This window comes from Thiomonas islandica (assembly GCF_055383445.1).
The window spans coordinates 660,276-685,000 of sequence record NZ_AP042391.1; the positions used below are offsets into that span (position 1 = coordinate 660,276).

Annotated in this window: 29 protein-coding genes; 7 read left to right on the plus strand and 22 right to left on the minus strand. The window is 64.0% G+C overall.

The genetic code is table 11. From position 1 onward, the window contains the following. Positions 1-18: 18 nt before the first annotated feature. From ACZ47F_RS03155 to ACZ47F_RS03180, 6 genes are all read right to left on the minus strand, one after another. Complete coding sequence (locus ACZ47F_RS03155; RefSeq protein WP_464925854.1) at positions 19-1,335, minus strand: glycerate kinase type-2 family protein; 1,317 nt, start codon at positions 1,333-1,335, stop codon at positions 19-21. Positions 1,336-1,532: 197 nt separating this feature from the next. Further along, a complete protein-coding gene (locus tag ACZ47F_RS03160; protein WP_464925855.1) occupies positions 1,533-2,423 on the minus strand; it encodes a 2-hydroxy-3-oxopropionate reductase in 891 nt (296 codons plus the stop codon). A 35-nt stretch (positions 2,424-2,458) separates the two neighbouring features. Further along, positions 2,459-3,232 carry a hydroxypyruvate isomerase gene (gene hyi / locus ACZ47F_RS03165; protein WP_464925856.1) on the minus strand — a complete coding sequence of 258 codons (774 nt, stop codon included), beginning with the start codon at positions 3,230-3,232 and terminating at the stop codon, positions 2,459-2,461. Between the two features lie 10 nt (positions 3,233-3,242). Further along, positions 3,243-4,991, minus strand: coding sequence for a glyoxylate carboligase (gene gcl / locus ACZ47F_RS03170; protein WP_464925857.1), 1,749 nt, complete (start codon positions 4,989-4,991; stop codon positions 3,243-3,245). Between the two features lie 116 nt (positions 4,992-5,107). Continuing rightward, positions 5,108-5,299 carry a 4-oxalocrotonate tautomerase gene (locus ACZ47F_RS03175; protein WP_464925858.1) on the minus strand — a complete coding sequence of 64 codons (192 nt, stop codon included), beginning with the start codon at positions 5,297-5,299 and terminating at the stop codon, positions 5,108-5,110. Between the two features lie 27 nt (positions 5,300-5,326). Beyond that, a complete protein-coding gene (locus ACZ47F_RS03180) occupies positions 5,327-6,457 on the minus strand; it encodes a 3-deoxy-7-phosphoheptulonate synthase (RefSeq protein WP_464925859.1) in 1,131 nt (376 codons plus the stop codon). Positions 6,458-6,821: 364 nt separating this feature from the next. On the opposite strand from ACZ47F_RS03180, the gene ACZ47F_RS03185 reads away from it, so the two are divergent. From ACZ47F_RS03185 to rarD, 7 genes are all read left to right on the plus strand, one after another. Beyond that, entirely contained in the window at positions 6,822-8,066 is a 1,245-nt protein-coding gene (locus tag ACZ47F_RS03185; RefSeq protein ID WP_464925860.1) for an efflux RND transporter periplasmic adaptor subunit, read from the plus strand. Positions 8,067-8,069: 3 nt separating this feature from the next. Beyond that, positions 8,070-9,272, plus strand: coding sequence for an ABC transporter permease (locus ACZ47F_RS03190; RefSeq protein ID WP_464925861.1), 1,203 nt, complete (start codon positions 8,070-8,072; stop codon positions 9,270-9,272). Between the two features lie 3 nt (positions 9,273-9,275). After that, positions 9,276-10,013, plus strand: coding sequence for an ABC transporter ATP-binding protein (locus ACZ47F_RS03195; RefSeq protein WP_464925862.1), 738 nt, complete (start codon positions 9,276-9,278; stop codon positions 10,011-10,013). 185 nt (positions 10,014-10,198) lie between these two features. Next, positions 10,199-10,327, plus strand: coding sequence for a hypothetical protein (locus tag ACZ47F_RS03200; protein ID WP_464925863.1), 129 nt, complete (start codon positions 10,199-10,201; stop codon positions 10,325-10,327). A gap of 27 nt (positions 10,328-10,354) precedes the next feature. Continuing rightward, entirely contained in the window at positions 10,355-11,191 is an 837-nt protein-coding gene (locus tag ACZ47F_RS03205; protein ID WP_464925864.1) for a carbohydrate porin, read from the plus strand. A gap of 60 nt (positions 11,192-11,251) precedes the next feature. Then, positions 11,252-12,343 (plus strand): redox-regulated ATPase YchF, encoded by a 1,092-nt coding sequence (gene ychF, locus ACZ47F_RS03210; protein WP_464925865.1) that lies wholly within the window; start codon positions 11,252-11,254, stop codon positions 12,341-12,343. Between the two features lie 97 nt (positions 12,344-12,440). Beyond that, entirely contained in the window at positions 12,441-13,367 is a 927-nt protein-coding gene (gene rarD, locus ACZ47F_RS03215; RefSeq protein WP_464925866.1) for an EamA family transporter RarD, read from the plus strand. Between the two features lie 24 nt (positions 13,368-13,391). On the opposite strand, the gene ACZ47F_RS03220 is transcribed toward rarD, so the two are convergent. From ACZ47F_RS03220 to rpsL, 16 genes are all read right to left on the minus strand, one after another. Continuing rightward, a complete protein-coding gene (locus ACZ47F_RS03220) occupies positions 13,392-14,699 on the minus strand; it encodes a Glu/Leu/Phe/Val family dehydrogenase (protein ID WP_464925867.1) in 1,308 nt (435 codons plus the stop codon). A 266-nt stretch (positions 14,700-14,965) separates the two neighbouring features. Continuing rightward, positions 14,966-15,232: a 30S ribosomal protein S17 gene (rpsQ, locus tag ACZ47F_RS03225; protein ID WP_464925868.1), complete on the minus strand. Its 267-nt coding sequence runs from the start codon at positions 15,230-15,232 to the stop codon at positions 14,966-14,968. Positions 15,233-15,236: 4 nt separating this feature from the next. Further along, positions 15,237-15,443: a 50S ribosomal protein L29 gene (gene rpmC, locus ACZ47F_RS03230; RefSeq protein WP_464925869.1), complete on the minus strand. Its 207-nt coding sequence runs from the start codon at positions 15,441-15,443 to the stop codon at positions 15,237-15,239. 10 nt (positions 15,444-15,453) lie between these two features. Then, entirely contained in the window at positions 15,454-15,870 is a 417-nt protein-coding gene (rplP, locus tag ACZ47F_RS03235; RefSeq protein ID WP_464925870.1) for a 50S ribosomal protein L16, read from the minus strand. Between the two features lie 11 nt (positions 15,871-15,881). After that, complete coding sequence (rpsC, locus tag ACZ47F_RS03240) at positions 15,882-16,733, minus strand: 30S ribosomal protein S3 (RefSeq protein ID WP_464925871.1); 852 nt, start codon at positions 16,731-16,733, stop codon at positions 15,882-15,884. 7 nt (positions 16,734-16,740) lie between these two features. Then, positions 16,741-17,070, minus strand: coding sequence for a 50S ribosomal protein L22 (rplV, locus tag ACZ47F_RS03245; protein ID WP_464925872.1), 330 nt, complete (start codon positions 17,068-17,070; stop codon positions 16,741-16,743). A 9-nt stretch (positions 17,071-17,079) separates the two neighbouring features. After that, a complete protein-coding gene (gene rpsS / locus ACZ47F_RS03250) occupies positions 17,080-17,355 on the minus strand; it encodes a 30S ribosomal protein S19 (RefSeq protein WP_464925873.1) in 276 nt (91 codons plus the stop codon). A 10-nt stretch (positions 17,356-17,365) separates the two neighbouring features. After that, positions 17,366-18,190: a 50S ribosomal protein L2 gene (gene rplB / locus ACZ47F_RS03255; protein ID WP_464925874.1), complete on the minus strand. Its 825-nt coding sequence runs from the start codon at positions 18,188-18,190 to the stop codon at positions 17,366-17,368. Continuing rightward, positions 18,191-18,505, minus strand: a complete 315-nt coding sequence (rplW, locus tag ACZ47F_RS03260; RefSeq protein WP_464925875.1) for a 50S ribosomal protein L23 — start codon at positions 18,503-18,505, stop codon at positions 18,191-18,193. Further along, positions 18,502-19,122, minus strand: a complete 621-nt coding sequence (rplD, locus tag ACZ47F_RS03265) for a 50S ribosomal protein L4 (RefSeq protein WP_464925876.1) — start codon at positions 19,120-19,122, stop codon at positions 18,502-18,504. The genes rplW and rplD overlap by 4 nt, the downstream gene beginning before the upstream one ends. Then, a complete protein-coding gene (gene rplC, locus ACZ47F_RS03270; protein ID WP_464925877.1) occupies positions 19,122-19,784 on the minus strand; it encodes a 50S ribosomal protein L3 in 663 nt (220 codons plus the stop codon). Before rplC ends, rplD begins: the two co-directional genes overlap by 1 nt. A 181-nt stretch (positions 19,785-19,965) precedes the next feature. After that, a complete protein-coding gene (gene rpsJ, locus ACZ47F_RS03275) occupies positions 19,966-20,277 on the minus strand; it encodes a 30S ribosomal protein S10 (RefSeq protein WP_464925878.1) in 312 nt (103 codons plus the stop codon). A 72-nt stretch (positions 20,278-20,349) separates the two neighbouring features. Beyond that, on the minus strand, positions 20,350-21,540 hold the full coding sequence (tuf, locus tag ACZ47F_RS03280) for an elongation factor Tu (protein ID WP_464925879.1): 1,191 nt from the start codon (positions 21,538-21,540) through the stop codon (positions 20,350-20,352). Positions 21,541-21,593: 53 nt separating this feature from the next. Then, a complete protein-coding gene (gene fusA / locus ACZ47F_RS03285) occupies positions 21,594-23,699 on the minus strand; it encodes an elongation factor G (RefSeq protein WP_464925880.1) in 2,106 nt (701 codons plus the stop codon). 20 nt (positions 23,700-23,719) lie between these two features. Beyond that, the gene (rpsG, locus tag ACZ47F_RS03290; RefSeq protein WP_464925881.1) at positions 23,720-24,190 is read right to left on the minus strand and encodes a 30S ribosomal protein S7; all 471 of its coding nucleotides are present in this window, start codon (positions 24,188-24,190) and stop codon (positions 23,720-23,722) included. Positions 24,191-24,280: 90 nt separating this feature from the next. Continuing rightward, positions 24,281-24,655, minus strand: a complete 375-nt coding sequence (gene rpsL / locus ACZ47F_RS03295) for a 30S ribosomal protein S12 (protein WP_464925882.1) — start codon at positions 24,653-24,655, stop codon at positions 24,281-24,283. Positions 24,656-24,725: the final 70 nt, after the last annotated feature.

Consider the following 24,725-nt stretch of genomic DNA (forward strand, 5'->3'; position numbering starts at 1 on the left):
CGCCCTCTGCATGCAGCATCAACTGGGCCCGATCAGCACCGCGCGGAAGTCGTTGACGTTGGTGTAGGTCGGGCCGGTGACCAGTAGGTCGCCGGTGGCGGCGAACAGCGAGTAGGCGTCATGATGGTCGAGCATGGCGCGCGGGTTCAAGCCGGCGGCGCGGGCGCGCGCGAGTGTGTCAGGGGTGATCCAAGCACCGGCGTTGTCCTCGCTGCCGTCGATGCCGTCGGTGTCGCCGGCCAGCGCCCAGACGCCCGCCTCGCCGTCGAGGGCCAGCGCCAGGGCGAGCAGAAACTCGGTGCCGCGCCCGCCCTTGCCGGGCGTGCTGCCTTTGGCCACGGTCACGGTCGTCTCACCGCCGGAGAGGATGACGCAGGGCTTGGCGAAAGGCGTGCCGTGACGCGCCACGCTGCGGGCCAGCGCCGCATGCGCCAGCGCGATGTCGCGCGACTCGCCCTCCATGTCGTCGGCCAGGATGTGGGCGGACAGACCGACCTGCGCACAAGCGTCGGCCGCGGCTTGCAGCATCTGCCGCGGGGTGGCGATCAGCGCGACATGGTGGCCGCGAAACACCGGGTCGCCGGGCTTGGGAGTTTCCAGCGCACCGCTTTGCAGCGCGGCGCGCACCGGGGGGGGGATGTCAATGCGGTAGCGCGCGAGGATAGCGAGCGCATCCGCGCAGGTGGTGGGATCGGGCACGGTGGGGCCGCTGGCGATCACCGCCGGATCGTCGCCGGGCACATCGGAAATCAGCAGAGTGAACACCTGCGCCGGGGCGCAGGCCGCCGCCAGCCGTCCGCCCTTGATCGCCGAGAGATGCTTGCGCACGCAGTTCATCTCGGCGATGGTCGCACCGCTCATCAACAGATCGCGGTTGATGCGCTGCTTGTCGGCCAGGGTGAGCCCTGCGGCGGGCAACGACAGCAGCGCCGAGCCGCCGCCGGAGATCAGGCAGATCACCAGATCGTCGGCGGTCAAGCCCTGGGCGAGCGCGAGCATGCGCCGCGCCGCGGCTTGACCAGCGGCGTCGGGCACGGGGTGCGCGGCCTCGACCAGTTCGATGCGCCCGGGCGCATCGCGCAGCGCGGGCGGCACGTAGCCGTAGCGGGTGACCACCAGACCGGACAGCGGCGCGTCCGCCGGCCACGCGGCCTCGAGCGCCTGCGCCATTGCGCCACCGGCCTTGCCCGCGCCAAGCACCAAGGTGCGGCCTTTGGGCGGGGGCGGCACAGACGCGGGCAACACGCGCTCAGGCTGTGCGCGGGCCACGGCGCGGTCGAACAGCGCGCGCAGGAAGGGGATCGGATGATGGGTCGCGGGGGCGGGCAGGGTCATGGCGGCAAAGTGCGGGTTGGACGTTGCGCGGCGTTGTTCATTTTCTGCACCCAAACCGTCGCCGAGCGCACGGCAGGGAATTTCTCTCCCCCCAAAGGTGGGAGAGGCTGGGAGGGGGAACGCACGTCAGCAACCGCCCCCCAACCCTCCCCGCGAGCGGGGAGGGAGCACAAAGCTGACGCGCCGGTGAGCGCGTTTCACGCCTCAGGCGCAATGGTGTGGTGGCTCATCAGTTCCACCGCACGGCACAGCGCGGAATGGTCGAGCGCGTCCAAGCCGTTGGCGGCACAGGCCGACATGAGCTGCTGCGCCACGGCGGTGTTGGGCAGCGTCACGCCGAGCTGCCTGGCCCCGGACAGCGCAAGGTTGAGATCCTTCTGGTGCAGGTTGATGCGAAAACCCGGCTGGAAGGTGCGCTTGATCATGCGCTCGCCGTGCACTTCGAGAATGCGCGAGGCGGCAAACCCGCCCATTAGCGCCTGGCGCACCTTGGCCGGGTCGGCACCGGCCTTGCTGGCAAACAGCAGCGCCTCGGCCACGGCCTGGATGTTGAGCGCAACGATGATCTGGTTGGCGACCTTGCAGGTCTGGCCGTCGCCATTGCCGCCGACCAGGGTGATGTTCTTGCCCATGAGCCGAAACAGCGGCAGCACCTTGTCGAAGGTCTGTTGCCTGCCGCCGACCATGATGGTGAGTGTCGCTGCCTTGGCACCGACCTCGCCACCCGACACCGGGGCGTCGAGGTACTCGCACCCCAACGCGTTGATCTGCTGAGCGAATTCCTTGCTTTCCATCGGCCCGATCGAACTCATATCGACCACGATCTTGCCCTGGCTCAGTCCCTGGGCCACGCCGTCTTCGCCAAACAGCACCTGCTGCACATCGGGCGTGTCGGGCACCATGGTGAAAATGATGTCGGCGTTGCGCGCTACTTCGGCGCCGTTGGCGCAGGGCTTGGCCCCAGCGTCGATCAGGGTCTGCGGCGGCTTGCTGCGGGTGTGGACATACAGCGTGTGCCCGCCGGCGAGCAGATGCCCTGCCATCGGCGCACCCATGATGCCCAGCCCGATGAATCCAATGGTCGCCATCTGAGTCTCCGTTTGGTTGTGAACGTGTGGTGTGTTCAAAGCGCGTCCAGCCAGCCCAGACCCGCAGTGGTCGTGGTCTTGGGCTTGTATTCGCAGCCGATGTGGCCGGTGTAGCCGATGCGGTCGAGATGCTGGAACAGGAAGTGGTAATTGATCTCGCCGGTTCCTGGCTCGTTGCGCCCGGGGTTGTCGGCGAGCTGCACATGCGCGATGCGCGGCAGGTGTTTTTGCATGGTCGCGGCCAGTTCGCCTTCCATGCGCTGCATGTGATAGATGTCGTACTGCAGGCACAGGTTGTCGGCGCCGACCTCGTCCATGATGTCCAGCGCCTGCTGCGTGCCGTGCAGGTAAAAGCCGGGAATGTCGAGAGTGTTGATCGGCTCGATCAGCAGCTTGATGCCATGCGCACCCAACTGCCCGGCGGCGTAGCGCAGATTGCTCACCAGCGTGGCGCGCAGCGCGGCGGGGTCGGCCTCGGCGGGCACCTTGCCCGCCAGGCAGTTGAGCTGGGACACGCCTAGGGTCTGCGCGTAGTCGATCGCCTGGGCCACGCCCTCGCGGAACGCGGCCACGCGGTCGGGCAGGCAGGCAATGCCGCGCTCGCCCGCGTCCCAGTCGCCCGCGGGCAGGTTGTGCAGCACGATCTGCACCCCGGCTTCCATCGCGGCGTTGCGCACCTGCTGCGCGTTGTGGGCATAGGGAAAGAGGAACTCCACCGCCTTGAAACCGGCCTTGGCGGCGGCCTCGAAGCGGTCGATGAACGGCTCTTCGGTGAAGAGCATGGTGAGGTTAGCGGCGAATTTGGGCATGGTTCAGGCCTCAAGCAGGTTGCAGGTCGATGACCGGGTCGAACTCGGTGATGGCGTCGATTTCGGCGCCCATCGCGATATTGGTCACGCGCTCCAGAATGATCTCGACCACTACGGGGACGGCATATTCCTTGATCAGCCTGCGCGCCTGCGCCAGCGCGGACTGGATCTGGTTGGGGTCGAACACGCGGATGGCCTTGCAGCCCAGCCCTTCGGTGACCTTGACGAAGTCGATGCCGTAGCCGCTCACCTCGGGCGAATTCACGTTGTCGAACGACAGCTGCACGCAGTAGTCCATGTCGAACTGGCGCTGGCCCTGGCGGATCAAGCCGAGATATGAGTTGTTGACCACGATGTGGATGTAAGGCAGCTTGAACTGCGCCCCCACGGCCAGCTCCTCGATCAGAAACTGGAAGTCGTAATCGCCCGAAATCGCCACCACATCGGCGGTCGGGTCGGCCACCACCACGCCGATCGCTGCCGGCATGGTCCAGCCTAGCGGGCCGGCCTGGCCAGCGTTGATCCAGTGCCGCGGCTTTTCCACCTTGAGGAGTTGCGCCGCGGCAATTTGCGACAGGCCGATGGTGGTGACGTAGCGGGTGTTGGCGTCGAAGAACTCGACCATTTCCTTGTAGACCCGGTGCGGCTTGATCGGGATCTGGTCATAGTCCCACTTGCGCAGCATGGTCTGCACGCGCTGCCGGCAGGCGCGCGCCCAGACGGTGCGATCCTTGAGCCGGCCCGCAGCCTTGCGCTCGCGCGCGAGCGCGATGAACAGCTCGAGCGCCGCCCGGGCGTCGGAGACAATGCCGTAGTCGGGCATGAACACCCGGCCGATTTGCGTGGGCTCGATGTCCACATGAATGATTTTGCGTCCCTTGGTGTAGACCTCGGGCGAACCGGTGTGGCGGTTGGCCCATCGGTTGCCGATGCCCAGCACCAGATCGGAGGCCAGCAAATTGACGTTGCCGCCACGGTGCGCGGTCTGCAGCCCAACCATGCCGGCCATCAGTGGATGGCTGTCGCCGATCGCGCCCCACCCCATCAGCGTGGGGATCACCGGCACGCCGGTGAGTTCAGCGAACTGCACCAGCAGATCGCTGGCATCGGCGTTGATGATGCCGCCACCGGCGACGATCAGCGGACGCTCGGCGGCATCGAGCATGTCCAGTGCGTGCTCGATCTGCGCCCGGGTGGCCGCCGGCTTGTAGAGCGGCAGCGGCGCGTAGGTGTCGGGGTCGAACTCAATGTCGGCCAGCTGCACGTCCAGCGGCAGGTCGATCAGCACCGGGCCGGGGCGCCCTGAGCGCATCACATGGAAGGCCTGCTGAAACACCCGCGGCACCAGCGCAGGCTCGCGCACGGTCACTGCCCATTTGCACACCGGCTTGGCGATGGATTCGATGTCCACCGCCTGAAAGTCTTCCTTGTGCAGCCGCGCGCGCGGGGCCTGGCCGGTGATGCACAGAATGGGAATCGAATCGGCAATCGCCGAATACAGCCCAGTGATCATGTCGGTGCCCGCCGGGCCGGAGGTGCCGATGCACACACCGATATGGCCGGGTGCGGCACGGCTATAACCCTCGGCCATATGCGACGCGGCCTCGACATGGCGCGCCAGCACATGCGCGATGTGGCCGTTGCTGCGCAGCGCGGAGTACAGCGGGTTGATCGCCGCACCCGGCACGCCGAAGGCCTGATGCACGCCTTCCTTTTCCAGCACCAGCACCGCGGCATCAACCGCACGCATTCTTGCCATGACACCTACTCCTTGAATTCTCCCGCACCGGGCGGAAGGCGTACATGGCAGTCTATTGGCGCGGTATCTGTTTGTTAATTCCAATCAAAAGCGAATGATTTGATCCTTTTAGACCACTAATCGCGCGGTTCGCTCCACAGCTTGCCGCCCGTCGCCCAGTGCGACTTGGGCACCTCAAAGAGGATGATGTCCACCGCGTCGGGCGAACACTTGAGCGTGTCAACCACGGCCTGGGTGATGTTCTGGATCAGTTGCTTTTTGACCTCGGGGCTGCGGCCCTCGAACAGGTCGATGCGGATGGCGGGCATGGGTTCCTGCAAGAAACGACAAAGCACCTATTTTGCCGCCTTGCGCTTGCGCCGGGCCTTGACGCCGTCAGCCAGTACCTGCATCAGTTCGACTGAATCGTCCCACGGCAGGCAGGCATCGGTGATGCTCTGACCGTAGACGAGCTTGGCCGGATCGTCCTTGCCCGGGGTGAATTTCTGCGCTCCGCCGACCAGGTGGCTTTCAGCCATCACACCGAAGATGCAGCGCTCGCCCGCGGCGAGTTGCGCGGCGATGTCGCGCGCGACCTCGAGCTGGCGCATGTGCTGCTTGGCGCTGTTGGCGTGCGAGCAGTCGATCATCAGCCGGCAGTCGAGCCCGGCCTCCTCGAGCGCAGCACAGGCGGCGCGCACACTGGCTGCGTCGTAGTTCGGCGTCTTGCCGCCGCGCAGGATGACGTGTGTGTCCTTATTGCCGCGGGTCTGCACGATCGCCACCTGCCCGTTCTTGTGCACCGACAGAAACGAGTGCGGCCTGCGCGCGGCGTGGATCGCGTCAATCGCGATGCGCAGGCTGCCGTCGGTGCCGTTTTTGAAGCCAATCGGCGCCGACAGCCCCGAGGCGAGCTCGCGGTGCACCTGGCTTTCCGTCGTGCGCGCGCCGATCGCCCCCCAAGAGATGAGGTCGGCGATGTATTGCGGCGAGATCACGTCGAGAAATTCGCTGCCCGCCGGCACGCCCAGGCGGTTGATGTCGATCAGCAGCTCGCGTGCGATGCGCAGCCCTTCGTCGATGCGAAAGCTCTCGTCCAGATACGGGTCGTTGATCAGCCCCTTCCAGCCGACCGTCGTGCGCGGTTTTTCGAAGTACACGCGCATGACGATCTCGAGTTCATCGGCATGCTTGCGGCGCAGCTCGGCGAGCCGTCCGGCGTAGTCGAGCGCGGCCTTGGGGTCGTGGATCGAGCAGGGGCCGATGACGAGCAGCAGCCGGTCGTCGTCGCCGTGGATGATGCGGTGCAAGGCCTGCCGGGTATCGGCCACCAGCGTCTCCACCGGGGTGTCGGCAATCGGGAAGAAGCGGATCAGATGTTCGGGCGGCGGCAGCGGCACGATGTGCCTGATGCGGGCGTTGTCGGTGCGCGAAGTTTTATCTTCCTGCGGCTTGTGTAACGGGTCGGCGACGGATTTGGACTGCATCGGATGGTCTCCTGCGGGCAGGCTGCTGAGGTGGGTTGGCGAGATGTCGAACATGGTGGCTGGAGCCGCCTCCCGCCCGAAAAAAAACCGCCGGGCGGGGCCGGCGGTTTTTTGAGGTTTGATCTGGCTGCGCGTCAGCCTCCCCCTCCGCCGGTGCGGTGCGAGAAAAACCAGAAACCAAAAAAGTAAAAGCGGGTTGCGGTCATTGCTGTGCGCGTCAAGTCACTGCATTGAACCAGAACCGCAATGAACAGGCAAGACACAGCCACTAGGTTTGTCGCAGCGCAAGCACCATGGTCAGACATTGCGCACCAAAGAAAGAGGCTGCTTATGATGCGCGCTTGCCGCACCACCCACCGCCCGCATGCCCTCCTTCGCCTCTGCTGCCCCCTCCCGCCGCCTGCGTCGCCTGCTGTGGCTCGTGGCTGCGCTCGTCTTGCTCGGCGCGCTGCTGTGGTGGCGCAGCCAACCACCGCTGGTCGCGGCCTATCGCGTCACGCCGCATGCCCTGGTACAGAACGTCGTCGCCACCGGCTATGTCATCACCCCGTCGCGCGTGCAAGTCTCGAGCGAAATCACCGGCACCGTGGTCAAGCGCCTGGTCGAGCGTGGCGATGTGGTCAAGGCTGGTCAGGTGCTGCTCGAACTGCGCGGCGATCAGGCCAACGCGCAGCTCGAGCAGGCGCATGCGGCGCTGCAGCAGCTGATCGAGCAGACGCGCCCGCAGGCGGCTGCGGCGCTAGCGCAGGCCAAGGCACAGCTCGAGCAGGCCGAGCGCGATGCGCGCAGGGCGCAGGGCGTATTCGACAGCGGCGGCGGCTCGGCGCAGCAGCTCGAGCAGGCGCAGACCGCACTGCGCAACGCGCGGCAGGCGGTGGCAAGCGCGCAGGCGGCATTCGACGCGGTCGCCCCCGGTGGCGCGCAGGAGCGCGCACTGCAGGCTGCGGTGCAAGCCGCCAGCGCGGTGAGCGCGCGCACGCTGATCCGCGCCGGCGTCGATGGCGTGGTGCTGTCGCGCAATGTCGAGGTCGGCGACACGGTCACGCCGGGGCAGCCCTTGCTGACGCTGGCGATGTCCGGGCCGACGGAAATCCTGCTGCCGGTCAACGAGCAGAGCATCGGCCAGTTGCAGCCGGGGCAGCCGGCGCAGTGCGTCGCCGACGCCTACCCCGACCGGCGCTTTGCGGCGACGGTGCGCTTTCTTGCACCACAGGTCGACCGTGCCACCGGCACGCTCGAGGTGCGCTTGCGCGTGCCCGACCCGCCGGCCTGGCTGCGGCAGGACATGACGGTCTCGGCCGATATCGTGACCGCCCGGCGCGAGCGCGCGCTGGTCGTGCCGAACGATGCGCTGCGCGAGGTCGACGGCGGGCGCGCGACCGTGCTCATCGCAGACGACGGACGCGCGCGGCCGCGCCGCGTCGAGCTCGGGCTGCGCGGACTGACGCTCTCCGAGGTGCGTTCGGGGCTGCGTGCCGGCGACGAGGTGATCGCCACACGCGACATCGCCGTCGGGCAGCGCGTGCGCGTACGGCTGCAGCCCTTGCCGAGCGCTGCGGCGAGCGCGGCGGCGGTCAACAACGAACTGCCGCTTCCACCAGGGCGCTAACGCATGCGCCTGTCCTGGAACATCGCCCTGCAATTCCTGCGCGACGGCCGCGCGCAGACCGCACTGATCCTGGTCGGCATCGCGATGGGATCGGCGGTGATCGTGTTCATCACCGCCCTGGTGACCGCGCTGCAGGGCAATATCGTCACACGCACCCTCGGCAGCCAGCCGCAAATCGTGGTCAAGGCGGCCGATCTCGTGCCGCTCACCCCGCCGCCAGCGGCGGACACGGTATATCTGTCGCGCATCGACCCGCGGCCGCAACGGCTGCGCGGCATCGACAACGCCGCCGCGGTGCTGCAGGCGATCCGCGCCATGCCCGATGTCAGCGCGGCCACGCCGGTGATCTCCGGCCCAGCGTTTGCGCAGCGTGGCAACGCGGTGCGCGCCGTGGCCATCACTGGAATCGACCCGCAGAGCTATGTGCGCATCATCCCGGTCGATCGCGATCTGGTTGCCGGGCGCTTTGCCGTCGGCGCGGAAAAAATCCTCATCGGCTCGCGTCTGGCCTCAGACCTGGGGCTGGCCATCGGCGACACGCTGAGGCTCACCGGCCCGTCGGGGCAGGTGCAGGCGTTTCGCGTCGCCGGGATTTTCACCCTCGGCGTGCGAGACATCGACGAGCGCCAGGTCTACCTCGGGCTGCGGCAGGCGCAGACCTTGCTCGGGCTGCCCGGTGCGGTCACCGAAATCGACCTCAGCGTGCGCGAGCTGTTCGCCGCTAAGGGCATCGCTGCGCGGCTGGCGCGCACCTTCGGCGTGAAGGCCGAGAGCTGGATGACGACCAACAGCCAGTTGCTCAACGCGCTGCGCTCGCAATCGCTGTCGACCAACATCATCCGGCTGTCGGTCGCGCTGTCGGTGGCGCTGGGCATCGCCAGTGTGCTCGCGGTCAGCGTGGTGCAGCGCACGCGGGAGATCGGCATCCTGCGCGCGATGGGCGCAACCCGCCTGCGCATGATGAGCGTGTTCCTGGTCCAGGGCGGCTTGCTCGGGCTGGTGGGATCGACTGCGGGCGCGCTGCTCGGCGTCGGCGCGGTCATGCTGTTCAACACCGCCGGGCCGCGGCTGTTTCCGGTGACGGTCAGCCCCTGGCTGGTGCCGCAGGCGATGCTGATCGCCACCGCCGCCGGGGTTCTCGCCGCCTTTGCCCCGGCGCGCCGCGCCGCCCGCCTCGACCCGGTCGAGGCCATCCGCACGGTCTGAGCGATGCCTGCCGAACCTGTCCCGCAAGCAGCCACGAGCGAACCGGTGCTGGTGCTGCACGGCCTGCGCAAGGCGTATGGGCTGGGCACGCCGCACGAGGTCGAGGTGCTGCACGGCATTGACCTGCAGCTTGCCGCCGGTGAGTTTGCGGCGCTGATCGGCCCCTCCGGCTCGGGCAAAAGCACGCTGCTCAATCTGATCGGCCTGCTCGATACGCCGACTGCCGGCGAGGTCATCGTGCAGGGCCAGCCCACCGGCACGCTCGATGACCGCGCGCGCACCGCGCTGCGCGGGCGCACGCTGGGCTTCGTCTTCCAGTTCCACCACCTGATCAACGCCTTCAGCGTGCTCGACAATGTGATGATGCCAGCGCTGCTCGGCGGCGCGCCGCGCAACACGCGTACCCGCGCGCACGCACTCGAGCTGCTCGACGCCGTGGGGCTAGCCGCGCATGCGCACAAGCGGCCGACCGAGCTATCCGGCGGGCAGCAGCAGCGCGTGGCGATCGCGCGCGCGCTGATGATCCGTCCGCCGATCCTGCTCGCCGACGAGCCGACCGGCAACCTCGACAGCCGCGCCGCCGACGAGGTGTTCGCGCTGTTCCGCCGCTTCAACCAGAGCTTCGCCTGCGCCGTGCTGCTGGTCACGCACGATCCGCGGATCGCCGCGCGCTGCGACCGGGTGCTGGAAATGCTCGATGGCCGATTGGTGGCGGATCGTGTCCAGACGGCTCAAGCATAATCACAAATAAGAGTTGTTCTTATTTGTGAATCTCGCTGATGAACTGTTTGCGCTTTTTTCCAGTTGTCGGGGTCGTCGCCGCCGCTGCACTCGCTCCCGTTCGGGCGCAGACCACCGACAGTGGTCTGCAGCTTGCGCCCTATACCGCCCCTATCACGCCCCCGAGCCAAACCTGGAACCAGGGTTTGAGCACGTCTTTGCACCTCGACGCGGAAACGCTGGGGGTCATCGGCGGCAAGGGCGCGCGCCAGGCTATCTCGGTGGCCGCCTTTCAAGCTGCACTCACTCTGGACACAGCGCAGGCTGGCTGGTGACAGGGCGGCCAGTTCGACCTCATGCTCATGGGCCTGCGCAGCCATGGCAATCTGCAAACGGTGACCAACACGGTGCAGTTGCCGAGCAACCTCTGGGCGCCCAATTTCCTTCGTGTCTATCAGCTCAGCTACCGCCAGCAGTTCGGCCCGGGCTTTGTGCAGGGCGGCATCATGGACGTGAACAATACGTTCGACACCACAGGCGTGGCCGGCCATTTGCACAATGCCTCATTCGGCATCGCCCCGACGCTGACCTCCAATGCCAATATCGCCACCTACCCCAATCCCGGCCTGGGGCTGATGGGCGGGCTCGCCTTGGGCAACGGCTGGTCGGCGCAGGCGGGCGTGTGGCAGGGCGACCCTCCGGGCATGACGGGCGCACTCCATCGCGGCGCGCTGTGGATCGCCGAGGCTGATCGATCCTGGGGCGAGGCCGAACACACGCAGGGCACGCTGAAACTGGGCGCCTGGCATCTGCAGCAAAGCACTTTAGCCTACGGCCCCGATAGCGACGGCTTGTATGCGGTGAATGAATGGCGCTGGAAAGACACCGACCGACGCGATTGGGCCGCTTTCCTGCAAGGCGGCTGGAGCCCGGCGGCGTCCAATCCGGTACAGGGCTATATCGGCGCGGGCGTGCGGATTCAGGGGCTGAACGCCGCCCGCCCTGCCGACGTACTCACCTTGGGCGTCGCACAGGCGCGTTTGCAGGCGCGGCCCAGCGAAACCGTGGTCGAGGCGGTGTACTCGCTGCAACTCGCCCGCCATCTCTACCTGCAGCCCGACATCCAGCACATTCAGAACCCCGGTGGCGAATCCGGTCATCAGTGGGTTGCTGGGCTGCGGGTGCACATCGAACATTAGGCGGCCCCCTACAATCCTTGGCTTCGCGCGCGATCCTGCGCGCTCATCCATCCCCACACCATGAGCCTGAAATGCGGCATCGTGGGCTTGCCCAACGTGGGCAAGTCCACCCTCTTCAATGCGCTGACCCAAAGCGCCATTCCGGCGGAAAACTACCCGTTCTGCACCATCGAGCCGAACACAGGCATCGTCGAACTGCCCGACCCACGGCTCGATCAGATCGCGGCCATCGTCAAACCGCAGCGCGTGGTGCCCGCGGTGGTCGAATTCGTCGACATCGCCGGGCTGGTGGCCGGCGCCAGTCAGGGCGAAGGACTGGGCAACCAGTTCCTCGCCCACATCCGGGAAACCGACGCGATCATTCAGGTGGTGCGCTGTTTCGACGACCCGAACGTGATCCATGTCGCCGGCCGGGTAGACCCGATTTCCGACATCGCCGTGATCCAGACCGAGCTGTGCCTGGCTGACCTGGCCACGGCCGAAAAGGCGCTGCACCGCCTGCAAAAGCAGGCGCGCACGGGCGACAAGGACGCCAAACGCCTGGCCGACCTGCTCGAACGCATCACAGCCTCGCTCAACGAGGCCCGTCCGGTGCGCGCTCTGGGACTGAACGAGGAAGAGCGTGCATTGCTCGCGCCGCTTTGTCTGATTACGGCAAAACCGGCGATGTACGTCGGCAACGTGCCCGAAGATGGCTTCGAGAACAATCCGCACCTAGACCGCCTGCGCGAACATGCCGCGCAGGAGAACGCCCCGGTCGTGGCCATCTGCGCAAAACTGGAGAGCGAACTCGCCGGGCTCGATGCCGAAGAAAAGCAAGCCTTCCTGGCCGATCTCGGTCTGGAAGAGCCAGGCCTGAACCGTCTGATCCGCGCCGCGTTCAACCTGCTCGGGCTGCAAACCTATTTCACCGCGGGAGTGAAGGAGGTACGCGCGTGGACGGTGCGCATCGGCGCCACCGCACCGCAGGCAGCTGCGGTCATCCACACTGACTTCGAGCGCGGCTTCATCCGCGCGCAGACCATCGCCTTCGACGACTTCATTCGCTACGGCGGCGAGCAGGGGGCAAAAGATGCCGGCAAGGTGCGCGCCGAGGGCAAGGACTATGTGGTCAAGGACGGGGACGTGCTGCACTTCCTGTTCAACGTCTGAGTCTGCAGGCGACTGCGTTCGCGGTGACAGTGCCTGAACTTAGGCAGCGCTCGCAACAGCTGGGCGCTGCACCCCATCACCATTACAAACCGTTCACATGAATCCCGGCGTTGTCTACGCACTGGGCGCCTACATCATCTGGGGGCTGTTTCCGCTGTACTTCAAGGCACTCGAGCAGGTGCCGTCGTTGCAGATCCTTGCGCATCGCATGGTGTGGTCGCTACTGGTTGTGGTGCTGCTGCTAGCCGCGCTGCGGCGCTGGGCGTGGCTGCGCGTCCTGCGCGAGCAGCCCGCGGTGCTGGCGCGCTTTGCACTAAGCGCCCTACTGCTGTCGAGCAACTGGGGCATTTACATCTGGGCCGTCAACAGCAACCATGTGGTCGATGCGAGCCTGGGCTACTACATCAATCCGCTGGTCAACGTGGCGCTGGGCTCGCTGCTGTTGCACGAGCGCCTGCGTCCGCAGCAATGGGTGGCGCTGCTCATCGCGGCTGTCGGAGTGTCGGTGATGGCGCTGGAGGTCGGACATGTGCCGTGGATCAGCCTGAGTCTGGCAGTGACCTTCGGCGGTTACGGCCTGCTGCGCAAGACCGCGCCGCTGGGTGCGCTCGAAGGGCTGGCGGTCGAGACCGTTGTGCTGTTTCCGCTGGCGCTGCTCTATTTGTACTGGCTGGGCACGCAGGGACAAAACGCGTTTGTCACCGCCGATACGTCCACGCGCTGGCTGCTGGTGGCTGCCGGTCCGGTCACCACGCTGCCGCTATTGCTCTTTGCTGCCGGCGCCCGTCGCATGTCCATGACTCTGCTCGGCGTGCTGCAATATGTGACCCCTTCGCTGCAGCTCGCGCTAGGAGTGTGGCTGTTTCACGAGCCGTTCGCCGCCGCCAAGCTCGTCGGCTTTGCGCTGGTGTGGCTGGGCATTGCAGTGTTCCTGTTCGACGGACTGCGCACCACCTGGGGCCGGCCGCAGGCGGGGATTGCCTCGGTCCTGCCGGAAGAAGGCGCCGCAGCGCGCAAACCCTGAGACCGCCGCGGCGGTGGCACGCCTTCAAGGATACAGTCCGCGCTCCTCGCGCGCCTGCAGGACCCGTTCGCAGGCGACGACAAAGGCCGCGGTGCGCAGGCTGATGCGAAGACGGTCTGCAGTCTCCCAGATGCGGGCAAGCGCGTTGCCCAAAATCTTGTCGAGCCGGGCGTTGATGTCGTCCTCGTCCCAGAAAAAGCTGGAAAAGTCCTGCACCCACTCGAAGTAGGACACGGTCACGCCGCCGGCATTGCAGATCACGTCGGGTACGACCAGGATGCCGCGGCTGGCCAGCACATCATCGGCCGCGGGCAGCGTCGGGCCGTTGGCGCCTTCGAGCACCAGCTTGGCCGTGGTGATGTGCGCACGCTCTGCGGTGATCTGGCCCTCGAGCGCTGCAGGGATCAGCACATCGCACGGCACGGCCCAGAACTCCTCAGCCGCTGCCGCCTGCGCTCCTGGAAAGCCGGCCACGCCTCCGTGCTCGGCCACGTGACGCTGCAGCGCCGGCACATCCACGCCCGTGTCGTTCATAATGGTGCCGCTGTGATCCTGCACGGCGACCACGCGTGCGCCGCTTTGCGCAAACAGCTCCGCCGCGGTGCCGCCCACATTGCCAAAGCCCTGCACCGAGATGCGCAGGCCCTTGATGTCGAGCTTGAGCCGGCGCAGCGCTTCGCTTCCGGTGACGAACACACCGCGCCCGGTGGCCTTCACGCGCCCCAGCGAGCCACCCAGCTGGATCGGCTTGCCGGTGACCACGCCGGTGGCAGTGGCGCCGATGTTCATCGAGTAGGTGTCCATCATCCATGCCATGATCTGGCTGTTTGTGTTCACGTCCGGCGCGGGGATGTCCTGCTGCGGGCCGATGATGATGCCGATCTCGCTGGTATAACGCCGAGTGAGCCGCTCCAGTTCCTTGCGCGACAGCCTGGAAGGCTGCACCCGGATCCCTCCTTTTGCGCCACCATACGGCAGCCCGACCGCGGCATTTTTGATGGTCATCCACGCCGCCAGCGCCATGACTTCCTCAAGGGTCACGTCTGGGTGATAGCGTACCCCACCCTTACCTGGGCCTCGCGACAGGTTATGCTGCACGCGGTACCCCTCGAAGTGCTGTACCGTGCCATCGTCCATTTCGATCGGCACATCCACGATCAAGGCCCGCTTGGGCCGCTTGAGCGTTTCCCCCCAACGCGCCAGCGGTCCTAGATGCGGCAACACGCGATCGACCTGCGCCAGATAGGTCAGCCAGGGGCTGTCGCCCTTGGGTTGAATGTAGGACAGCGTGCAGACCGGATCGCGGCCTGCGTCAGACAAGGTGGTGGTCATGTCGTCTCCTGTGAACGTCTTTTCTGTTGCCAGCCTTCGCCCGCAAAGGCCGAACCGCGGCGCCTGTGATCACGCTCACCACACTGTAGCCCAGCCAGCAAAGCGCACTACGCTGCGTGCGGTATATACCCGCAAGAGTTGCAAGCAGTCCTGACCTGCTTGCCGGCATGCAAAAAGGCCCACCCAGTCTGCCTCGTCAGACGAGACAGACCGGGCGGGCCTAGTCAGCCCTGACATCTGCCCTTGCGAGCAAATGCCGGGGGCAGTCAGATCACTTCGCCTTTGCTAATCAATCGCCTGACCACCCAGGACTTGGTCTTGGAAATCGGGCGGGATTCGGCAATCTCGACCACATCGTTCAGGTGATACTGGCCGTCTTCGTCATGCACGCTGTATTTCTTGGAGCGGGCGATGAACTTACCGTAGATGGGATGCTGAATCCGACGCTCGACCAGCACGGTCACGGTCTTCTGTCGCTTGTCGCTGACCACGCGCCCAACCAGGGTGCGCTGCACTTTTTTCTGTTCCGTCATGGCTTTAACCCTTGGCCTTTTTCTCTTGGATCAGGGTCCGCACCCGTGCGATCGCACGTCGGGTGTTACCCAACTGAGCCGTATTCTGCAATTGCTGCGTGCCTTTTTGCATCCGCAGATTGAAATGGGCCTTGAGCAGGCTGTCGAGCTCGGCCTGCAGGGCTGGGATGTCCTTGGCACGCAATTCAGTGAGCTGAGCGGTGGTTTTCAAGTCGCTCTCCTTAGGCGCCCAGCAGGCGCGAGACAAAAACGGTACGGAACGGCAGCTTGGCCGCCGCCAGCGCGAACGCCTCGCGGGCCACTGCCTCGGGCACGCCCTCGATTTCATAAAGCACGCGTCCGGGCTGGACTTCCGACACGTAATACTCGGGATTGCCCTTGCCATTACCCATGCGCACTTCGGCCGGCTTGATCGAAATCGGCTTGTCCGGAAACACCCGGATCCAGATGCGACCACCCCGCTTGACATGACGCGAAATGGCGCGACGAGCCGCTTCAATCTGGCGCGCAGTGATGCGGCCGCGGGTCGTGGCCTTCAGGCCGAATTCACCGAACGCCACGGTGGCGCCTCGCGTAGCCAGGCCAGTGTTGCGGCCCTTTTGCTCTTTGCGGTATTTGCGACGAGCAGGTTGTAGCATGTTCGTTCTCCTTAAGCGCCAGCGCCGGTCGTGCCGCCAGACCCGGCCGGTTTGCGCACGCGCTTGACTGCAACGGTCTTGTCGCCATCGGCAGACGGTGCAGCAGCCGCCTCTTCCCGGCGCGGTGCAGCGCGGCGGGTACCCGCAGGCCGCGCAGCGCCAGGCCGGCGATTGCGGCGATCGTCTTCCGGCGTGCTCGCAGGCTCGGCCTTGGCCTGGCCGGCCAGCGCCCCCTTGGCCGGAATGTCGCCCTTGTACACCCACACCTTCACACCGATCACCCCATAGGTGGTCTTTGCTTCGGATGTGCCGTAGTCGATGTTCGCACGCAGGGTCTGCAGCGGCACGCGGCCTTCGCGATACCATTCCCGACGGGCGATCTCGATGCCGTTGAGCCGACCCGAGGACATGATCTTGATGCCCTGCGCGCCCATGCGCATGGCGTTTTGCATTGCGCGCTTCATGGCGCGGCGGAACTGAATGCGCTTTTCCAGCTGCTGGGTGATCGAATCGGCAATCAGCTGCGCATCGATTTCGGGCTTGCGCACCTCCTCAATGTCCACTGCCACCGGCACACCCAAGCGCTTGGACAGCTCGGCTTTGAGGTTTTCGATGTCCTCGCCTTTTTTGCCGATGACCACGCCCGGGCGAGCGCTGTAGATGGTGATGCGGGCGTTCTTGGCAGGACGCTCAATGAGCACGCGCGAGACGGAAGCGTTTTTCAGGCGCTTGGCCAGATACTCACGAACCATGATGTCTTCGCTGAGCATCTTGGCGTATTGCGTGCTCGGCGCAAACCAGCGCGAGGCCCAGCCCCGGGTGACAGCCAGACGGAAACCGGTCGGATGAATTTTCTGTCCCATGGCGTCCTCAGTTTCCGACGTGAATGTAGATATGGCAGGTGGGCTTGCTGATGCGGTTGCCACGACCCTTGGCGCGGGCACTAAAGCGCTTGAGCGTCGAGCCCTCCTCCACCATGATCTTGGTCACCTTCAGTTCGTCCACGTCAGACCCGTCGTTGTGTTCAGCATTGGCGATGGCCGACTCCAGAACTTTTTTGATGATGCCAGCCGCCTTTTTTGGTGAGAACTCCAGGATGTTCAGGGCGGAGTCCACTTTTTTGCCACGGATCAGGTCCGCCACCAACCGGCCCTTTTGGGCCGAGAGGCGGACGCCGCGAAGGGTTGCACGAGTTTCCATGTGTCTGCCTTACTTCTTCGCCTTTTTATCGGCGGGGTGTCCTTTGAATGTCCGCGTCAGGGCGAACTCGCCGAGCTTGTGACCCACCATCTGGTCGGACACATAGACCGGCACATGTTGCTTGCCGTTGTGCACGGCAATCGTCAGACCGATGAACTCGGGCAGGATGGTCGAGCGGCGTGACCAGGTTTTCACCGGACGCTTGTCCTTGCTGCTGACCGCGGCCTCGACCTTTTTCAGCAGATGATGGTCACAGAACGGACCTTTTTTGAGTGAGCGAGCCATGTGCTATCCCTTACTTCTTGCGACGCGACACGATCATGTTCTGTGTGCGCTTGTTGTTGCGGGTGCGGTACCCCTTGGTTGGCGTGCCCCACGGGCTCACCGGCACACGTCCCTCGCCCGTCTTGCCCTCACCACCGCCATGCGGGTGGTCGATCGGGTTCATCGCTACGCCGCGAACGGTCGGACGAATGCCGCGCCAACGAGTCGCCCCCGCCTTGCCGTACTGCCGCAGGTTGTGCTCTTCGTTGCTGACCTCACCCAAGGTCGCACGGCAGTCGATATGAATTTTGCGGACTTCACCGGAGCGCATGCGCACCTGGGCATGGGTACCCTCGCGCGCCAGCAGCACGGCAGAAGCGCCCGCAGAACGGGCGATCTGCGCGCCTTTACCGGGTTGCATCTCGATGCAATGGATGGTCGAGCCGACTGGAATATTGCGGATTGGCAGTGCGTTGCCGGCGCGGATCGGCGCCTCTGCACCGCTCATCAGCGTGGCACCCACTTCGAGGTTGCGCGGTGCGATGATGTAGCGCCGCTCCCCGTCGGCATAGCACACCAGCGCGATATGCGCGGTACGGTTCGGATCGTACTCAATCCGCTCGACCTTGGCCGGAATGCCGTCCTTGTCGCGGCGGAAATCGATCACGCGGTAATGATGTTTGTGACCACCACCGCGGTGGCGTGTGGTGATGTGACCATGATTGTTGCGACCCGCCTTCTGGATCTGAGGCTCGAGCAGCGATCGCTCGGGCTCACCCTTGTATAGATGCGGGTGCGTGACCTTGACCACCGCACGGCGGCCAGCCGATGTCGGCTTGACTTTGACGACGGGCATTTAGATACCCTCCTGCGCGAAGTTCAGCTCCTGTCCGGCCTTCAGGCAGACATAGGCTTTTTTGACATGATTGCGACGGCCAGTGCCACGCGCGGTCCGCTTGACCTTGCCTTTGAGATGACTGACCTGCACCGACTCGACATCGACCTTGAATAGCAGCTCGACCGCGGCCTTGATTTCGGGCTTGGTGGCGTCGCGCAGCACGCGAAAGACAACCTGATTGCGCTTTTCCGCCACCATGGTGGCCTTTTCCGAAATCACAGGGGCGCTCAGAACCTGCATCAGGCGCTGAGGATTGATCACAGCTTGCTTCATGACAGCATCTCCTGAAGTTGGCTGACTGCGCCCTTGGTCATCACGACCTTTTTATAGAACAACAGCGACAATGGATCGGCATAACGCGGCTCGACGACCAACACATTGGGCAGATTGCGCGCTGCCAGATACAGGTTTTCGTCGGGTTGATCCGCGATGATCATCACCGAGTCCAAGCCCATGGCCTTGCATTTCTCCGCAACCAGCTTGGTCTTGGGCGCATCCACGGTGAAGGAATCGACCACCACCAGGCGCCCTTCGCGGGCCAGTTGCGACAGCAGTGAACGCATTCCGGCGCGATAGGCCTTTTTGTTGACCTTATGGGTGAAATTCTCGTCGGGCGAGTTCGGGAAAATCCGCCCCCCCCCACGCCACAGCGGCGAAGAGGTCATCCCCGCACGCGCACGCCCGGTTCCTTTTTGCTTCCAGGGCTTGCGGGTCGAATGTTTGACCGTGGCCCGATCTTTCTGCGCACGGTTGCCGAGCCGGGCGTTGGCCTGATAAGCGACGACGATCTGGTGCACCAGATCTTCATTGAAGTCGCGGCCGAAGACCTCGGGGCTGACTTCGAACTTGTCGGCAGGCTGGCCCTGCACATTGATGAAATCAAGCTGCATCACTGACCTCCTGCCGCAGATTTGACCGCGGGACGCAGAAACACATAGCCGGAGCGCGCACCAGGCACCGCCCCCTTGACCAGAATCAGCTGGCGCGCCTCATCGATGCGCACGATCTGCAAGTTCTGCACCGTGACGGTCTCATTGCCCATCTGCCCGGCCATACGCTTACCAGGGAAAACTCGTCCGGGATCCTGCGCCATGCCAATCGAGCCCGGCGCTCGCGTGGTCACAGAGTTGCCATGCGAGGCGCGGTTGGACGAAAAATTGTGGCGCTTGATCGAGCCTGCAAAACCTTTGCCGATCGACACGCCCTGCGCATCGACCAGTTGCCCGACCTGGAACAAAGACACGGGCACGGCAGCTCCCGGCGTATAGCTCGCCGCCTTGTCCGCCGGCAGATCGAATTCCTTGAGGATTTCGGCCGGCTCCACTCCAGCCTTGGCCAGATGTCCTGCTTGTGCCTTGGTCAGCCGCGACGGCTTGCGCTTGCCAAAGGCTAGCTGGACGGCGCTGTAACCATCCACCTCCGGCGTGCGCACCTGCGAGACCCGGTTACCGGACGCGTCCAGCACCGTGACCGCGATGGATTCCCCATCATCGGTGAACACGCGAGTCATTCCGACCTTGCGCGTGACAAGGCCCATCGAATATGAGCTCATTGTTTTCTCCTGCCCGGCTACGATTGGCCAGGCCCGTTGGTTGAGTTGCGCTCGCCAAAGTCTCGCGAACCGGCGATACGCGATACATCAAACAGTCTTGCGCAAGCCGCAGCAATCAGCCGCGAAAAGCGAAAGCATTAAATGATACACAACGCACCTTGCTCTGAGCAAGGCGCAAAACTCACTGCAGCTTGATTTCCACGTCCACGCCGGCGGGCAGGTCGAGCTTCATCAGCGCGTCGACCGTCTTGTCGGTCGGATCGACGATGTCCATCAAACGCTGATGGGTGCGAATTTCCAGCTGGTCACGCGAGGTCTTGTTGACATGCGGTGAACGCAGGATGTCGAAACGTTGCAGCCGCGTGGGCAGTGGCACAGGCCCCTTGACAATGGCGCCTGTACGCTTAGCGGTGTCGACGATCTCCATCGCGGACTGATCGATCAGCTTGTAATCGAATGCCTTGAGGCGAATGCGGATTTTTTGACTTTGCATGATGTTCCTTCAAAGAGCGAGGGCCGGCGCCACCATAAGTAGCACGCTGGCGTCGGCAACTGCCGGTCAGGTTTACTCGATGATCTTCGACACCACGCCGGCGCCGACGGTGCGGCCGCCTTCGCGGATGGCAAAGCGCAGACCTTCTTCCATCGCGACCGGGGCGATGAGCTTGACGGTGATCTGCACGTTGTCGCCGGGCATGACCATCTCCTTGTCCTTGGGCAGCTCCACCGCACCGGTTACGTCGGTGGTGCGGAAGTAGAACTGCGGACGGTAGTTGTTGAAGAAGGGGGTGTGACGGCCGCCTTCGTCCTTTGAGAGGACGTAGATCTCGGCGGTGAAGTGGGTGTGGGGCTTGACCGAGCCGGGCTTGCACAGCACCTGGCCGCGCTCGACTTCTTCGCGCTTGGTGCCGCGCAGCAGAATGCCGACGTTGTCGCCAGCCTGGCCTTGGTCGAGCAGCTTGCGGAACATTTCCACGCCGGTGCAGGTGGTTTTCTGGGTGGGGCGCAGACCGACGATTTCGATTTCTTCGCCGACCTTGATGACGCCGCGCTCGATCCGCCCGGTCACCACGGTGCCGCGGCCGGAGATGGAGAAGACGTCCTCGACAGGCATGAGGAAGGCGCCGTCAACGGCGCGCTCGGGCGTGGGGATGTAGCTGTCAAGGGCGTCGGCCAGACGGAAGATGGCTTGTTCGCCCAGCTCGCCTTTGTCGCCTTCGAGGGCAAGTTTGGCCGAGCCTTTGATGATGGGGGTGTCGTCTCCAGGGAAGTCGTATTTGGACAGGAGTTCGCGCACTTCCATCTCGACGAGTTCGAGCAGCTCGGCGTCATCGACCATGTCGCATTTGTTGAGGAAGACAACGATGTAGGGCACACCCACCTGACGGGCCAGCAGAATGTGCTCGCGCGTCTGGGGCATGGGGCCGTCGGCCGCAGAGACCACCAAAATGGCGCCGTCCATCTGGGCAGCCCCGGTAATCATGTTCTTGACGTAGTCGGCATGGCCAGGGCAGTCGACGTGGGCGTAGTGCCGGTTGGCAGTCTCGTATTCGACGTGGGCGGTGTTGATGGTGATGCCACGAGCCTTCTCTTCAGGAGCGGCGTCGATCTCGTCGTACTTCTTGGCCGAACCACCATACTTGGCCGACAGCACGGTGGTGATGGCCGCCGTCAGCGTGGTCTTGCCGTGGTCGACGTGACCAATCGTGCCCACGTTGACGTGCGGCTTGGTCCGCTCAAACTTTTCCTTCGCCATGATGCGTTCCTTCTGTGTATCTGGTGGATATGGAGGGTTTACTTGCGGAGGGTTTACTTGCTCGCCCGCGCATTGATGATGGCATCGGCGACGTTCTTCGGCGCTTCGGCGTAGTGCTTGAATTCCATCGTATAGGTGGCACGCCCCTGAGACATGGAGCGCAGTGTGGTGGCGTATCCGAACATCTCAGACAGCGGCACTTCCGCCTTGATGGCCTTGCCACCGCCCGGCAGATCTTCCATGCCCTGCACCATGCCACGACGGGACGACAGATCCCCCATCACATTGCCCGCATAGTCTTCCGGCGTCTCCACCTCGACCGCCATCATCGGCTCAAGGATCACGGGGTTGGCTCTACGGCACCCTTCCTTGAAACCCATCGACGCGGCGATCTTGAACGCCTGCTCAGACGAGTCCACGTCGTGGTAGGAACCGAAGTGCAGCGTGACCTTCACGTCCACGACTGGATAGCCCGCCAGCACTCCGGAGTTCAACGCCTCTTCCACGCCCTTTTGCACGGCTGGAATGTACTCGCGCGGCACCACGCCACCCTTGATCGCGTCGATGAACTCGAAACCCTTGCCGGGTTCGTTCGGCTCGATCTTGAGCACAACATGACCATACTGACCCTTGCCGCCAGACTGGCGCACGAACTTGCCCTCGGCATTCTCGACCGTCTTGCGGATCGTCTCGCGGTAGGCCACCTGCGGCTTGCCTACGTTGGCCTCGACCCCGAACTCACGCTTCATGCGGTCAACGATGATTTCGAGGTGCAACTCCCCCATACCGGAGATGATGGTCTGACCGGACTCTTCGTCTGTCTTGACGCGGAACGAGGGGTCCTCCTGCGCCAGCCGCTGCAGCGCCAGACCCATTTTCTCCTGGTCGGCCTTGGTCTTGGGTTCGACCGCCTGGGCGATCACTGGCTCAGGGAACGACATCCGCTCGAGCGTGATCACCGCATCCGGGCTACACAGAGTGTCACCGGTCGTGACCTCTTTCAACCCGACGGCCGCAGCAATGTCCCCCGCACGCACTTCCTTGATTTCCTCTCGATTGTTCGCGTGCATCTGCAACAAACGACCGATGCGCTCCTTCTTACCCTTGACCGGGTTGTAGACCGTATCGCCCGTAGTCAGCACGCCCGAGTAGACGCGGATGAAGGTCAGCTGGCCGACATACGGATCGGTCATCAGCTTGAAGGCCAGTGCCGCGAATTTCTCGCCATCGTCTGCCCGACGGACGACCTCCTTGTCGTCCTCACCATGGCCGACAACCGGCGGAATGTCCACCGGAGAGGGTAGAAATTCGATCACCGCATCCAGCATGCGCTGCACCCCCTTGTTCTTAAACGCGGTGCCGCACAGCATCGGCTGGATCTCGGTGGCGATAGTGCGTGCGCGAAGGCCCTGCTTGATTTCGGCTTCACTGAGTTCACCGGTTTCGAGGTAGCGGTTCATCAGCTCCTCACTCGACTCCGCCGCAGCCTCGACCATCTTTTCCCGCCACTCTTTGCAGGTATCGAGCAGGTCGGCCGGAATGTCTTCATAGGTGAACTTCATGCCTTGCGACGCCTCATCCCAGATGATGGCCTTCATCTTGATGAGATCGACCACCCCGCGGAAGTTGTCCTCCGCACCAATGGGCACGACGATGGGCACCGGGTTGGCCTTCAAACGGGTGCGCATCTGCTCGTACACCTTGAAGAAATTTGCCCCAGTCCGGTCCATTTTGTTGACGAACGCCAGACGCGGCACCCTGTATTTGTTGGCCTGACGCCATACCGTCTCGGATTGGGGCTGCACACCACCAACGGCGCAATACACCATGCAGGCGCCGTCGAGCACCCGCATCGAGCGCTCGACCTCGATGGTGAAATCCACGTGCCCCGGGGTATCGATGATGTTGATGCGGTGATCCGGCAACGAGCGATCCATTCCCCTCCAGAAGCAGGTGGTCGCCGCGGACGTGATCGTGATTCCGCGCTCCTGTTCCTGCTCCATCCAGTCCATCGTGGCGGCACCGTCATGCACCTCGCCAATCTTGTGATTGACACCGGTGTAGAACAGGATACGCTCGGTCGTCGTGGTTTTGCCAGCGTCGATATGCGCGGAGATACCGATATTTCGGTAACGCTCGATCGGGGTAGTTCGTGCCATGATGGAATCCAGTTGGGTATTCAGAAGCGGAAGTGCGAGAAGGCCTTGTTGGCCTCAGCCATGCGATGCACTTCATCACGCTTCTTCATTGCGGCGCCACGGCCTTCTGCAGCCTCGAGCAATTCATTCGCCAGGCGCAGTTGCATCGATTTTTCGTTACGCTTTTTGGCGGCCTCGCGGATCCAGCGCATCGCCAACGCCATGCGGCGCGAAGGTCGCACTTCGACCGGCACCTGATAGTTGGCCCCGCCGACACGTCTCGATTTGACCTCGACCATCGGCCGCACGTTGCTCATCGCCGCGGAAAAAACCTCAAGCGGATCCTTTCCTGATTTTTGTTGGATCGTGTCGAATGCACCATAAACGATGCGCTCTGCTACGGCCTTTTTGCCGGAGAGCATGACAACATTCATGAACTTTGCAACATCTACGCTACCGAATTTTGGATCCGGCAGGATTTCTCGTTTCTCTACTTCGCGACGACGAGGCATGATTTCTCCATTTCAGTTGGGTTGACCCCGAGCCCTATCTGGGCCGCTTACTCCGCATATGCGGACGGAAATCGTTTGGTGAAAATGAGTTTATTTCTTTGGGCGCTTCGCACCGTATTTGGAGCGCGCCTGTTTACGGTCTTTCACCGCCTGAAGATCCAGCGCGCCTCGGACGATGTGATAGCGCACCCCGGGCAGATCCTTCACACGGCCACCCCGCACCAGCACCACCGAGTGCTCTTGCAAGTTGTGTCCTTCGCCACCGATGTAGGAAATCACCTCAAACCCATTGGTCAGGCGGATTTTTGCGACTTTCCGCAACGCGGAATTCGGTTTTTTCGGAGTCGTGGTGTAGACACGCGTGCAGACACCGCGGCGCTGCGGACAATTCTCCATGGCAGGGCTCTTGGATTTGACCCGCTCGCTCACTCGCGGAGAACGAACCAATTGATTGATCGTCGGCATAGATCTTCCTCACTCCTGCTGGAGTACGGTAACAAGAACAAAACAACATGACAAAAGCCCGACCATCAAG